Below are 13329 nucleotides of genomic sequence, written 5' to 3' on the forward strand. Positions count from 1 at the left end.
TTCCCCCCAGTCGAACTCAGTTGTCGAAGCGGGCCTGGACGAACGGCTGGACGTCCTCGATGTCGCCGAGTCGCGAGTCCGAGAGGAGCACGGCCTCCGTTTCCTCTGTGGGCACGGACAGCGAGATTTCCTTCGTCCGGCCGTACCGTCCCTTCGAGACGACGACGGCGTTGACGATGCCGAGCATGTCCAGTTCGGAGATGAGATCGGTGACGCGGCGCTGTGTCAGGATGTCGGCGTCGATCTCCTCACAGAGGTTCTTGTAGATGTTGAACACCTCGCCGGTGTTGATGTTTCGGACGCCGTTTTTCTCCAGGAGGATGATCGCGAACAGGACGATCTTCGACTGCGTGGGGAGGGTTCGGACGACCTCGACGACGCGGTCGAGTTCGATCTTCTCCTGGGCCTGCCTGACGTGGTCTTCGAGGACGTTGTCCGTCTGGTCGCGCTCGGCCAGTTCCCCCGCGGTTCGGAGGAGGTCGAGCGCACGGCGAGCGTCGCCGTGCTCCTGGGCGGCGAAGGCCGCACACAGCGGGATCACGTCCTCGGTGAGCGCGTCGTCTTTGAACGCCACGTCCGAGCGCGCCTGCAGGATGTCCCGGAGCTGATTCGCGTCGTAGGGTGGGAAGACGATCTCCTCCTCGCCGAGGCTCGACTTGACCCGCGGGTCGAGGAAGTCGGTGAACTTCAGGTCGTTCGAGATGCCCATGATCGACACACGGGAGTTCTCCAGTTCGGAGTTCATCCGTGAGAGGTTGTACAGCGTGTCGTCGCCGCTCTTCTCGACGAGCTTGTCGATCTCGTCGAGCATGATGACGACGACGCGCTCGTGGTAGTCCACGGCGTCGAAAAAGGAGCTGTAGACGCGGTCGGTCGGCCACCCGGTCATGGGTACCTCCTCGAACTCCGCCTTGTCGGCCTCCAGCGACTCGATCTCCGCGTCGAGCGCGTCCAGTGAGTCGTAGGTGGCCTCGTCAAGAGCGTCATCGTCTTCGCGTGCGCGCGACCGCAGGTCTTCGAGTTCGTCGATGCGGTCGTCGATGAGCGCCGCGTTCTTGTCGATGAACTTGTTTGCGAGCTGGGCCAGCACGCGGTACTGTGTGTCTGTCACCTCGCAGTTGATGTACTCGACCTCGCAGGGAACCTCGTACTTCTGGGAGGTCGTCTCCAGTTCCTCGCTGACGAACTTCGCGCTGGCGGTCTTGCCGGTCCCGGTCTTCCCGTAGATGAGGATGTTCGACGGGGTGTCACCGCGCAGCGCGGTGACGAGAATCGTCGCCATGTTGTTGATCTGCTCCTCGCGGTGGGGCAGTTTATGGGGCGTGTACGACGGGCGAAGCACCTCCTTGTTCTCGAAGATCGGTTCACCTTCGAGGAGGTCGTCGAACAGTCCTCGAGAGGCCTCGTCCGAGGAGTCGTCTGTCCCGGTATCGAGGCTGTCGAGAATCACGTCGTCGAGGTCGGGCGACCCCGACGCTGCGCTCTCGTCCCGCCGTTGCTCCCCGTCGACAGGCTGATCGACGGGGTTCGACGTGTCGTCCGTCGACGAGTCGGGTGTCGGATCAGGATCGTCGCTTGCGTCGGTCATAATCGAGAGGGTACCCCTTCGTTTCGTGTGGAGAGCGTATCGGAGATCGCGGTAGAGAGGGCGAGGAGTTCGTCAACGTCGTCGTTAGCGGGAATCGCCGCTCTCCGGCGTCCAGTTGAACCACATGAACCGTTCCGTGATTAGATATTAAGTATTTCGGTCCAGCAACTGTGCCGCCGCCGTGTGACCCGATACCGCCGATTTCGGATGGATAGTTGCCGTCCGATATAGTGTTTTTTAGTTGAAATATATAGTCTCGTCCGAGCGTGGCGCGGTGACCGCGGAGCCGCTCACCAAACCGACGACAGATGGGACCACGGACGAGCTGGCTTCAGAAAGCAGTCGGAAGTGTCCAGTGATCTGATGGAGAGAGGTTGTTCAGCGATTCGACGGGAAACGGTGGGGAGGTTGGTGTGTCGACGTCGCCGTTTCGTCTCGAACGAGATGGCCGTGACGCACGGCAGTCTGCGTCTGGACGAGCCCGGTCCGAACCGGAACGCTGGACGATATCGGGTCGACCCCCCCACCCCCTCGTTTCGGGTGGAACGACGAAAAGGAACGGGGGGAGGGGGTGGCCAAGATAGCGTTCTAGGTAGGAGAGGAAAGATTTAATACACAATATATTAAACCAAATCCGTACTAGAAAGGGAGGAAGACTAGGGACTACATCTAGATGTGTGTTCTAGGGATAGATCACTCCTAGCTAGGAAATTCCACCGACGCCCTCGAACCGAATCATCCCTCGTTTCCACTGTAATCCGGTTTAATCTGTTCTCCCCCCGGAGGGGATTTCGGTTCCACCTGAAACGAGGGGGTGGGGGGGCATCCCGTCTGGCCCGGGTCTGATCTGCGACTGGTCTGCACCCACTCCGTAAGTCGTGTCGTGGGCACGCAGCTCAAGGTCGGATCGGTCGTCCTCGGCGGTCCACCGGAAAAGTCCCCTCGACACCCGTCAGCGAACATATGTTTGTCTGACGTAGGCTTAAGTTAATTCGCCTATCTTTTACGGGCAGAGCCGCCATACCGGACACCTCCGGGCGGCGGGAGGATAGGATGGGACTGCTTACAAACCTAAAAGATAGCATTTCACGTGCAGCATCGACGCTGTTCTCCGAAGAAGATCCCAAGCGAATCGGCATCTACGGCCCGCCGAACGCCGGCAAGACGACACTCGCGAACCGGATCGCTCGGGACTGGACCGGCGACGCCGTTGGACCGGAAAGTCACGTGCCCCACGAGACGCGACGCGCGCGTCGGAAGGAGAACGTCGAGATCGAACGCGACGGGAAGAAAGTCACCATCGACATCGTCGACACGCCCGGCGTGACGACGAAGGTCGACTACACTGAGTTCCTGGAACACGACATGGAGAAAGACGACGCCGTCCGTCGCTCCCGCGAGGCCACGGAGGGCGTCGCCGAGGCGATGCACTGGCTCCGCGAGGACGTCGACGGCGTCATCTACGTGCTGGACTCCGCGACCGACCCGTTCACGCAGGTCAACACGATGCTCATCGGCATCATCGAGAGCCAGGACCTCCCGGTGTTGATCCTCGCGAACAAGATCGACCTAGAGGAGTCGTCGGTCCAGCGCATTCGAAACGCCTACCCCCAACACGAGACCATCCCGCTGTCGGCGCTCGAAGGGGACAACATGGACGAGGTCTACGACAAGATCGCGGAGTACTTCGGGTGATCTAGATGGCAGAAGTCAAAGACCCCGACGACGGCGTCCAGATCGACCTCATCAGCGGCGAGCGGATGGACGGACTCGCCTCGATGGAGAAAATTCGGATGATCCTCGACGGCGTCCGTGACGGGAACATCGTCATCCTCGAAGAGGGGCTCTCGCCCGACGAGGAGTCCCGGCTCATCGAAGTGACGATGACCGAGATCAGCCCCGACGAGTTCAACGGCATCGAGATCGAGACCTATCCGAAGTCCCAGACCGCCGATGCCAGCATCCTCGATCGCCTGATGGGCAAACAGTCGACCCAGAAGCTGACTGTCATCGGGCCGGCGAACCAGATCGAGACGCTCCACAAGGACGAAACGCTCATCAGCGCCCTCGTCTCTCGGAAATAATGCCCCACCAGTGCACGAACTGCGGCCGTGGCTTCGACGATGGCTCGAAGGAGATGCTCTCGGGCTGTCCCGACTGCGGCGGGAACAAGTTCCAGTTCCAGCCCGAGGGCGTCGACGCCACCGAGACGCCGGACGCGGAGCCACCGGAACCACCGGGCCCCGACAGCTCCGTCGCCAGGACCGTCGGGAAGACCGCCGCCTCGGTTCGCGACTTCGTCAGCGGGTCGTCTTCGCCGGACGCGCCCGATCACGGTTCCACCGGCGCGGCCACCGACGATGAGCGATCCCAGTCCGAACCCGAACGCCCGGCTTCGACCACGGAGGACGCCGCGCAGGCGAGCGCGCGCGGGGACATCGTCGAACCCGACGAACTCCCGTCGTCCGCGCCCGAACCGTCGGACGACGAGCACCAGTTCCGTCCCGTGGGCGCGGACCCGGATCCGCCGGAGGAGCCAGAGCGCGACGACCGCCCGGACCTCCAGGAGCTCCGCGAGGAACTCAACGACCAGTTCGAGTCGATCAAGGTGCTCGAACCCGGCCAGTACGAACTGAACCTGATGGAGCTGTACGACCGCGAGGAGTACATCATCGCGCTCCAGGAGGACGGGCGCTACTCCATCCAGGTTCCGGACCCCATCCAGTCGGAGTGAACGGGCCGCCTCCCGCCGTTTCGCGTGCACACGACACGTCACTAGACTCCCCTGAACACGCCGTAGACCGGCCAGCGACGGCTTTGCGCCCGCGGCCGGCACAACCATTATATAATATGCCGGAGATGCTTCCGGTAACGCATGGGCCACCGAGAACTCTCGGCGTCGGACTCGCACCTCGAAGAGTGGGCGTCGCTCCTCGGGACCGACATCGACACCGGGTGCGACAGTTCCGACGCGGACTTACTCGACGAACAGGACGACCGCGCCTGAGTGGCGGGCGCTCCCAGCTTCGCCAGTGGGCGATTCGGAGCCTGCCGTCGCGAACGCCGCGGGAGAACACGGGACCGGTCGACCGCGGTCCCGCCGTCTTCGATCCTGATTCGGGGCGATCGCATTCGAGTCCTATCGACTCGTTTGCGGTCGAATCGAACGTCGCGTCCGATTACGCGATCTTGTCGTACTGCTCGGAGAGCTTCTCGGCCGCCTCGGCCATCAGTTCCTGCTCGTAGCCGTCGAGATCCCACTCGACGATCTCCTCGACGCCGTCGCTGCCGAGGCGGACCGGGACGCCGAAGGCGGTGTCCTCGTGACCGAACTCGCCCTGGAGCTTGACCGACGCCGGTAGGACCTCGCCGGTGTCGCGGACGATGGCCTCGACCATGTGAGCGACGCCGCGGGCGGGGCCCCACTCGGTCGCGCCCTTGCGCTCGATGACGTCCATGGCGGACTCCTGGAGGTCGCCGAGCAGCTGTTCCTTCTCGTCGTCGCTGAACTCGGGGTCGGTCCCGTCGACGCGGACCTTCGAGAACACGGGGACCTGCGCGTCGCCGTGCTCGCCGAGGATGGTCCCTTCGACGTTCTGTACCGGGGAGTCGAACTCCTCGCTCAGCACGTAGCGGAAGCGCGCCGAGTCCAGTCGGCCGCCGAAGCCGATGACCTGCTCGCGCGAGCGGTCGCCGGCCTCGTAGAGGTGGCGGTTGAGCAGGTCGACGGGGTTCGAAGTGGTCAGCGAGATGTAGTCGTCGTTGTGCTCGTCGAGCGAGGACTGGATGTCCTCCATGATGGGCGCGTTGTCGCCCGCGAGGTCGATACGCGTCTGGCCGGGCTGACGGGGGATCCCGGCCGTGATGACGACGACGTCGGAGCCGGCGGTATCCTCGTAGCCGCCCTGGCGGACCGTCGTGTTGGAGTCGTAGGCGATCCCGTGGTTCGTGTCCGCGGCCTGCCCGACGGTGTCGTCTTCCTTGTCCGGGATGTCGACGAAGACGACTTCGTCGGCGATGTCTCGAAGTGCGATGTTGTACCCTGCGGCAGCGCCGACCGTTCCGGCCGCGCCGACTACGCTTACCTTTGTCATACCATTCGAAAGCCCACTCGCACGGACGTTAAACGTGTCGAAACCCCTGTTCCACGGCGAGGCGAACGCCGGCAGTTCGGCTCGCGCTTCCATGTCCCGTACCCGTAAACGGTTTTCAGCCCCGCGGCGTTGTGACTGGTATGAGCGACTTCGACAAGGAAGCCGAACGCGAGAAACTCCGGGAGAAGTTCGAGAAGGAAGACGAAAAGCGCCAGACGACCGAGCAGATGAGCGAACTCCTGTTGAAGGGCGCGACGATGACCAACGCCCACTGCAGCGACTGTGGCGACCCCATCTTCCGCTACGATGGCCAGGAGTTCTGTCCGACCTGCCAGAAGCCCGTTGCGCGCGAGGAGGGGGCGAGCGGCGCGCAGGCAGACGACGGCACAGCCGACGCCGAAGGGGCCGACGGCGAGCAGGGAGGCCAGCAGCGCGACGGCGACCACATCGAAGTGGCCGACCCGAGCGACGACGCCCGCGTTCAGTTCGGTGCCGACGACGACGCGCAGGCGGCCGACGCCGAGGCCACGCCCGGCGAGTCCGGTGATGCTGACCCGACGGCGACCGATTCGACGCCGCCAGCGGACGCGGCTCCCGCGGCCGATCAGTCTGTCGAGTCCCCCACTGACAGCGGAAGCGTCGCGGACACACCCGAACCGAACCCGCCGACCGACGAGACGTCCGTTCCACCCGAACCGGAGGGTGTTCGGGGCGGTCGTTCGGGTGCCGCTGCGGGCGCTGAGTCGGGGACGGCAAGCGATACCACCGCCCGCGCCGGTTCGGGCAGTCGACCCGAAACGGGCGGCCGGGACCCCTCCGTTTCCGCTCGACAGCACTGGTCGCGCGCCGGGAGTGACGACGCGGGCGCCGAACTCGACGCGGCGGCGACGCTGTTGGCACAGACGGTTCACCGGTTCGCCGAGCGCGCCGCCGCGACGGACAACCCGCGCGAGGCCCGCGAGCACCTCCAGGCGGCGCGAGAGGCGGCCGAAGCGCTCGACGCGGCGACGTTCTGAAATTACGGCTCGTAGTCGGCAGCGACGACCTCGCGAATCCGGTCGGCGGTGACCTCGCCGATACCGGAGACCTCCAGTAAGTCCTCGCGGTCGGCGGTCATCACGGCTTCCACGCTCCCGAACGCTTCGAGGAGCGTCCGCGCCGTCACCGGGCCGACCTCGGCGATGGAGGCGACGACGTACTCCTGTTGCTCGGCCAGCGTCTTGGACTGTTTCTCCCCGTGGACGCTCACCTCGCGGTCCGAGACGTCCTGTTCGCGCTCGGCGATGACCTCCAGTAAGTCCGCCGTCTCGGCCTCGTCGGCGGTGCGGACGATGCTCGCGCCGAAGTCGACCGCCAGCGAGGCGAGCGCGCCCTGGATCGCCTTGTGGTGGACGTTGCGCGCGCCGTAGAGGTCCTCGCCCTCGATGACGACGACGGGGCGGGCGTAGTGGCGGGTGGCGTCCCCGACCTGCTCGAACATCGAGCGGTCGCCGCCGGTCAGCGTGTCCATGAAGTCCGCGACGGTCTTTCGCTCGACGACGACCCGGTCCGAGAGGACGTAGTCGCCGACGGCCAGCGTTTCGAGTCGAGTCTCGATTCCCTCGCGCGTCGAGAGGTCGCGGGCGATGGTCGAGTCCAGTTCCCGCTGGTCGGCGACGATCTCGATACCGTCGTCGTCGGTCCCCGCGCTCGCGACGGTGCCGTCGCCATCGCTCGGCGCGTCGGGGTGGTCGCTGGACTCGTCCTCGCTGTCGGTCCCGCCTTCGCCGTCGCCCTCGCTCGCCCCGGCGGCCGCGTCGGTGGCAAACGCGTCGAGTCCGGCCTGACCGTCACCGTCCTCACCCGACGTGTCGGTCGTCCGACCGCTACCGTTTCGACTGGAACCGCCTTCCTGTGTGGTGGTTTCTCCCCCACCCGTTCCACCGGAAGCGGTCCCCTCCTCAGCTTGACCCTCGTACTCGTCGAGCCCGGACTGGCCGAGTTCGGCCTCCAGTTCGCCGGCGACGCTCTTGAGCTCGTTCAGTTCGCGTTTCATCCGCTTCTGGTCGTTGCGGGCCTTCCAGAAATACGCCTCGTCGCGGGTGTCCTCGGCGAGCAGGACGACGACGCGGCCCTCGGCCTGCCGGCCGGTCCGACCCTTGCGCTGGATGGCCCGGATCGCGGTCGGGACCGGCTCGTAGAACAGCACGAGGTCGACCTCTGGCACGTCGAGGCCCTCCTCGGCGACGGAGGTGGAGACGAGCACCTCGAACTCGCCGCCTCGGAAGCGGTCGAGGGTCTCCTGTTGCTGGCTCTGTGTCATCCCCTCGCTGCCGTCGGTGTCGCTCTGGCCGACGAACTTCTCGGTCTCGAAGTGATTCGAGAGGAAGTCCACGAGCGTCTCGGCGGTGTCGCGGGACTCGGTGAAGACGATGACGCGCTCGCCGTTCTCGATACCGAGCGTCTCCGCGAGCAACATTCGAGTCTGGCGGAACTTCGGGTGGAGGTCGTCGTAGGACTCGGCCTTCCGCATCGCCTCGCGGACCTTCGGCTCGCTGACGAGGCGCTGGTCGGCCTTCGACGCGCCGGAGGAGCGGGCGGCCTCCTTCAGGCGCTCGAAGTACCGCCGCAGGGACTCGACGCTCTGGGTCTCGACGTAGGTGACGGCGGTCCGGAGCTTCCGGATCTCGGCGAGCAGGCTCATCCCCTGGTAGCCCTCGCTCTGGTCGTTGTCCATCAGCTTGCGGAGTTCGGCCTGCATCCCCTGAATCTCGCGCTCGGAGACGTCGGCCGAGGACTTGTTCGTGACGCCGAGCTCTTTGAGCTTCCCGAGGCGCTCCTCGATGACTTCGTTGATGGCGTCGCGGATCTCGACGACGACCTCGGGGAGTTCGATGCGGTTCCACTCGACGCTGGTGTCGTGGGTGTACTCCGCCACGTCGGCGTCGTCCTCGGTCATCACGGCCACCTCGGAGAGCCCGAGGTTCTCACAGACTTCGAGGATGGCCTCCTCGTCGTCGCCGGGCGAGGCGCTCATGCCCGTCACGAGCGGGTCCTCGGCGTCGGCGTGGTAGCGGTCGGCGATGTAGTTGTAGGCGTAGTCGCCGGTCGCGCGGTGGCACTCGTCGAAGGTGCAGTGGGTCACGTCGGCCATCGAGATACGGTTGCCGACGAGGTCGTTCTCGACGACCTGCGGCGTCGCGATGACGATGCGGGCGTCCTCCCAGAGGTCGGCGCGGTCGTCGGGGCGGACCTCGCCGGTGAACACCACGACCTCATCGGGGTCGATTTCGAGGGCCTCGCGGTAGAACTCGGCGTGTTGCTGGACCAGCGGCTTCGTCGGAGCCAGCATGAGCGACTTCCCGCCGACGCCGTGGAGGCGCTCGGCGGTCACCAGCAGCGAGACGGTCGTCTTGCCCAGCCCGGTCGGGAGACACACCAGCGTGTGGCCGGCACTCGCCGTCTCGGCCAGTTCGACCTGGTAGCGGCGGTTCTCCAGGAACTCCGGGACGACGAGTGGGCGCTCGACGTACTCGCCACCGGCGTCGGCGGTCGACATTACCCTCGCGTTCGCCCCGGCCGCGGTTAAGCGTTCAGATACCGCGGTGAAAGTGAACGGCGGGGCACTGCCCGATTAGAACGGGAGGTAGTGGACGCCGACCCACATCGCCAGCGCGCCGAACACCGGGATGGAGAAGTTGTCGTCGACGACGTAGCCGGCGATACGGGGCTTGACCCCGTCGGCGAAGGTGGCCGCTGCGCCGCCGAGGACCGCCGCGGCGGTGGAGACGAACGGGGCCGCGAGCAGCGTACAGACGCCGAACATCACGAGCAGGACCCAGGCCTGCTTGACGCTGCTCGCGTCGCCGGATCCGAGGAGGCCGCTGATGGGGTCGCCGATAGCGAGCATCAACATCGCGGGGACGGCGATGTCGGTCGTCACGCCCGGCAGTCCCACGGCGAAGGCGACGACGGCCATCCCGACGATGTACAGCGCGTAGCCGGCGGGGTTGTCCTGCTCGTACTCGCGCGTGAGGCGGTCGTAGACCACCCAGTCGAGGCCGGTCGTCAGCCGGACCGCTTCGAGGACGACCACGACGACGAGTGCGACGGCCAGAAAGCCCTGGACAACGTCCCACGTAATTAGCTCCGGGCGGAGCAGGTGGGCGAGCGGGACCGTCGCACCCGTGACGTGGACGAGCCGTCGTGAGACCTCGTCGGCCATCTACAGGTCGTCGAAGGTTCGGTCGCCGGTGCTGAGCTGTTCGAGCGTCTCCGCCAGGCCGTCGACGGGGAGGCGCTTCTGTTCGGTCGTGTCGCGCTCGCGGACGGTCACGGTGCCCTCCTCCAGCGCCTCGTAGTCGACTGTGACGCAGTAGGGCGTCCCGACCTCGTCCTGGCGGCGGTAGCGCCGACCGATGGCCCCGGAGTCGTCGTAGGTCACCGCGAGGCCGGCCGACCGGAGGTCACCGGCGATTTCCCGGGCCAGGTCGTCCATGCCGTCCTTGTCCATCAGGGGGAAGACGCCGACCGTCGTCGGGGCCTGCTCGGGCGGCAGCGAGAGGTAGGTCCGCTCCTCGCCGTCGACCTCGTCGGTCTCGTACGCGTGTGCGAGGACCGTATAGATGATCCGGCCCACGCCGAAGGATGGCTCGACGACGTGCGGGCGGACGTGTTCGCCGCTCTCGGTCACCTCGTCGACGCTGAAGTTCGTCTGCTCGACGGGGACGGTGTAGCTCTCGTCGTCGATCTCCACGGTAACCTCGTCGGCGTCGAACGCGCTCGGGTCGCGCTCGGCCAGCGCTTCGAGCGCGTCGGCGACCCGCTGGGCGTCGCCGCCGAACTCCGGGCCGAGGTAGCTCATATCGGGGTCGACGGTGGCGCGCTCGACGGTGATCGGCTCGTCGTACTGCTTGAAGACGGTGAAGTCCTCGCCGGAGTGCTCGGCGTGCTTCGAGAGGTCGTAGTCGCCGCGGTAGGCGAAGCCGGTGATCTCGATCCAGTCGCCGTCGACCTCGCTCTCGGCGTCCCAGCAGTCAGAGGCGTAGTGGGCGCGCTCGCCGGCGAGGTGCTGGCGGTACCGGAAGCGGTCCATGTCGACGCCGATGCGCTCGTACCACCGCTTCGAGACGCCGAGGTAGTAGGCGACCCACTCGCTCGCGACGACACCCTCGTCGACGGCCTCGCGGACGGTGAGGTCCCGCTGGCCGCCGTCCTCGGCCTGCTGCTCGGCGGCAGAGTACAGCGGCACCGTCACGTCCGCTACCTCGTCGAGCGGGGGTTCGTCTTCTTCGGGGTCGACGAAGTGCTCCAGTTCGGCCTGCGTGAACTCCCGGACGCGGACCAGCGACTTGCGGGGCGAAATCTCGTTTCGGTAGGCCTTGCCGATCTGGGCGACGCCGAAGGGGAGCTGGTTCCGGGCGTACTCCGACAGTTGCGGGAACTCGACGAAGATGCCCTGGGCGGTCTCGGGCCGGAGGTAGCCGGGCGAGGACGTGCCGGGGCCGATGTTCGTCTCGAACATCAGATTGAAGTTCTCGACGGGCTCGCCGGCCAGCGACGCCCCACAGGAGGGACACTCGATGCCGTGGTCGGCGATGAGGTCCATGACCTCCTCGTTCGGGAGGGACTCGGCCTCCTCGATGTCGGTGGCGTCCTCGACGACGTGGTCGGCGCGGTGGGTCGCGCCGCACTCGCCGCACTCGACGATCATGTCGTCGAAGCCGTCGAGGTGCCCCGAGGCCTCGAAGACGGGCTCGGGCATCACGGTGGGCGCGGAGATCTCCTGGTGGCCCTCCTTGACGACGTAGCGGTCGCGCCAGGCGTCCTCGACGTTGGACTTCAGCGCGGCCCCCTGTGGGCCGTAGGTCCAGAACCCGGACGCGCCGCCGTAGGCGCTCGCAGACGGGAAGTAGAAGCCGCGACGCTTCGCGAGCTCGGTGAGGCGCTCGCCCTCGCTCATAGGCCCTGCAGCAGATCGATGTCCCGGACGATGCCCGTGAGCTCGTCGCCGGACAGCAGCGGGATCTGCTCGATGTCGTGCTCGATCATCAGCTGTGCCGCCTCCGCCGCCGTCCGGCGCTTGTTCACCGTCACCACGTCGCCGGTCATGAACTCGCTGACCGGCTCGACCGGGATCTCGACGTTCCGGGTCGGCATGTAGCGTCCGCCGACGGCCTTGATGCCTTCCCAGGCCCATTCGTCGTCCTGGTTGGCGATGGAGTCGCCGGTGTCGTCTTCGCCCTCGACGACGCGGGCGACCTCGATGATGTCGACTTCGGTGAGCATCCCGGTCATGTCGCCGTCCTCGTCGAGGACGACGCCGTAGGGGACGTTCGCGTGGGAGAGTTCGCGCTCGGCGACGGTCAGCGGCGTCTCGGCGTACACGCAGTTGATGTCGCGCTCCGCGAGGTCGCCGACGATCCGGTCGCCGTCGACATCGCGGTTGGCGATGGCGCGGATCACGTCCGTGATCGTGATGATGCCTTCGAGGTGGCCGTCGACGACCGGGACGCGGCGCTCTCCCTCGTCGACCATGAGCCGGGCGGCGTCCTCGATAGCCGTGTCCGCGCCGATGGTCGGGACTTCCTCGACGAGGAGGGCCAACTGGTCCTCGTCGGGGCGCTCGATGAGCGCGTCCCGCGAGACGATCCCGCGGAACTCCTCACCGCTCTCGGTTTCCTTTATCACCGGGACCGACGAGAAGCCCCGCTCCTGTAGATACTCCAGTACGTCGTCACGGGTGCCCGGAATCGAGACCGTGACGACCTCCGAGCGCGGCGTCATAGCGTCTGCGACGTTCATACTGCCAAAACCTCCTGCCCGCATCTACTAAGTCCTTAACATCCGTCCGCTTTCCCGCCACGCGGCCGGCGAAACCGGGCGACGGCACCCCGCAGTGTCGGGCTCCCATCCCCCGGGATCCGTCCCCGTGGGCCGCCGGGTCGTCTCCCTCGGGCCCTGTGCAAACGTATTTCCATTATATCATATCTTGCGAACGGGATTGTGTCGACGAGCGGTTCGTAGACTACAGGCGCTATAACTTTACTTATCAGGTAATCACTGTCTGGGAGTGAGTCGGAATAAGAGTGGTCATATCGCCGTTTCTGACAGCACCCGAACTATTGTCAGACGCGTGGTGGGAGCAAATCGACCCACCGTCTACGGGTTTCGCTATATTTTTATACGATTGTTACATATTGTCATGCATGGAGCCGGACACGGTTGCCTCAGTCGAAGTTGCCGCGGACGCAGAGGTCATGGCTTCCGTCGAGGAAGGCGAGACCGACCAGTTCATCATCGCGGACGTGACACAGGACGGCGCGTATCTGACGGTCCCGCTCGGAGAGGCGGCCTCGCTTCCGGCCTGGCGATAGTCGACGCATCGGGTTCTGACGGCGGTACTGTTTTGCTCGTCGAGTCGGTGCGTTCGCCCATGTTTTCGGGAACCGTCCTCTCGTTCGTCGTCGGGTTCGTCCTCCTCGTCGCGGCGTCGTACATCGGAACGACGATGGCCTTGCGGGGCTTCTTTGGCCGCGAATACCGCTCCGAGGAACCCTCTCTGTCCAGCGCCACCCGCGGCGACGAGGGCGAATCGAGCGACTAGCCGGATGGGTGGACTGGCCGCGAGCGCGAGCGGCGCGACGGTCGCCGCCTCACCGACTGTGA

Annotated in this window: 13 protein-coding genes; 7 read left to right on the forward strand and 6 right to left on the reverse strand. The window is 65.8% G+C overall.

Annotated elements, in window-relative coordinates; translation table 11 throughout:
* Window positions 1-16: 16 nt before the first annotated feature.
* Entirely contained in the window at window positions 17-1588 is a 1572-nt protein-coding gene (locus ACOZ4I_RS17000; protein ID WP_424001655.1) for a Cdc6/Cdc18 family protein, read from the reverse strand.
* 1053 nt (window positions 1589-2641) lie between these two features.
* Between ACOZ4I_RS17000 and ACOZ4I_RS17005 the strand changes: the two genes are divergently transcribed.
* The 4 genes from ACOZ4I_RS17005 (at window position 2642) to ACOZ4I_RS17020 (ending at window position 4595) form a co-directional block, all read left to right on the forward strand.
* Entirely contained in the window at window positions 2642-3283 is a 642-nt protein-coding gene (locus ACOZ4I_RS17005; protein ID WP_004590329.1) for an Era-like GTP-binding protein, read from the forward strand.
* Window positions 3284-3288: 5 nt separating this feature from the next.
* Entirely contained in the window at window positions 3289-3672 is a 384-nt protein-coding gene (locus tag ACOZ4I_RS17010) for a DUF2073 domain-containing protein (protein WP_162413510.1), read from the forward strand.
* The gene (locus tag ACOZ4I_RS17015) at window positions 3672-4322 is read left to right on the forward strand and encodes an OapC/ArvC family zinc-ribbon domain-containing protein (protein WP_424001658.1); all 651 of its coding nucleotides are present in this window, start codon (window positions 3672-3674) and stop codon (window positions 4320-4322) included. The genes ACOZ4I_RS17010 and ACOZ4I_RS17015 overlap by 1 nt, the downstream gene beginning before the upstream one ends.
* 141 nt (window positions 4323-4463) lie before the next feature.
* Entirely contained in the window at window positions 4464-4595 is a 132-nt protein-coding gene (locus ACOZ4I_RS17020; protein ID WP_424001660.1) for a hypothetical protein, read from the forward strand.
* Window positions 4596-4767: 172 nt separating this feature from the next.
* Here ACOZ4I_RS17020 and mdh read toward each other — a convergent pair whose 3' ends face one another.
* Window positions 4768-5682, reverse strand: coding sequence for a malate dehydrogenase (mdh, locus tag ACOZ4I_RS17025; protein WP_424001662.1), 915 nt, complete (start codon window positions 5680-5682; stop codon window positions 4768-4770).
* Window positions 5683-5822: 140 nt separating this feature from the next.
* Between mdh and ACOZ4I_RS17030 the strand changes: the two genes are divergently transcribed.
* Complete coding sequence (locus ACOZ4I_RS17030; RefSeq protein ID WP_424001664.1) at window positions 5823-6698, forward strand: Sjogren's syndrome/scleroderma autoantigen 1 family protein; 876 nt, start codon at window positions 5823-5825, stop codon at window positions 6696-6698.
* Between the two features lie 2 nt (window positions 6699-6700).
* Here ACOZ4I_RS17030 and ACOZ4I_RS17035 read toward each other — a convergent pair whose 3' ends face one another.
* The 4 genes from ACOZ4I_RS17035 to ACOZ4I_RS17050 all read right to left on the reverse strand — a co-directional run bounded on the left by ACOZ4I_RS17035 (window position 6701) and on the right by ACOZ4I_RS17050 (window position 12465).
* Window positions 6701-9220 carry a DEAD/DEAH box helicase gene (locus tag ACOZ4I_RS17035; RefSeq protein ID WP_424001666.1) on the reverse strand — a complete coding sequence of 840 codons (2520 nt, stop codon included), beginning with the start codon at window positions 9218-9220 and terminating at the stop codon, window positions 6701-6703.
* A 75-nt stretch (window positions 9221-9295) separates the two neighbouring features.
* On the reverse strand, window positions 9296-9886 hold the full coding sequence (locus ACOZ4I_RS17040; protein WP_424001668.1) for a dolichol kinase: 591 nt from the start codon (window positions 9884-9886) through the stop codon (window positions 9296-9298).
* Window positions 9887-11623: a glycine--tRNA ligase gene (gene glyS, locus ACOZ4I_RS17045; RefSeq protein ID WP_424001670.1), complete on the reverse strand. Its 1737-nt coding sequence runs from the start codon at window positions 11621-11623 to the stop codon at window positions 9887-9889. It abuts the gene before it with no gap.
* Window positions 11620-12465 (reverse strand): CBS domain-containing protein, encoded by an 846-nt coding sequence (locus ACOZ4I_RS17050; RefSeq protein WP_424001672.1) that lies wholly within the window; start codon window positions 12463-12465, stop codon window positions 11620-11622. Before ACOZ4I_RS17050 ends, glyS begins: the two co-directional genes overlap by 4 nt.
* 404 nt (window positions 12466-12869) lie before the next feature.
* Here ACOZ4I_RS17050 and ACOZ4I_RS17055 point away from each other — a divergent pair, with 404 nt between their 5' ends.
* Window positions 12870-13037, forward strand: coding sequence for a DUF7556 family protein (locus ACOZ4I_RS17055; RefSeq protein WP_424001674.1), 168 nt, complete (start codon window positions 12870-12872; stop codon window positions 13035-13037).
* Window positions 13038-13096: 59 nt separating this feature from the next.
* On the forward strand, window positions 13097-13267 hold the full coding sequence (locus tag ACOZ4I_RS17060; RefSeq protein WP_424001676.1) for a hypothetical protein: 171 nt from the start codon (window positions 13097-13099) through the stop codon (window positions 13265-13267).
* Window positions 13268-13329: the final 62 nt, after the last annotated feature.

The sequence above is a fragment of the Haloarcula salina genome, assembly GCF_049603855.1.
Taxonomy (GTDB): domain Archaea; phylum Halobacteriota; class Halobacteria; order Halobacteriales; family Haloarculaceae; genus Haloarcula; species Haloarcula salina_A.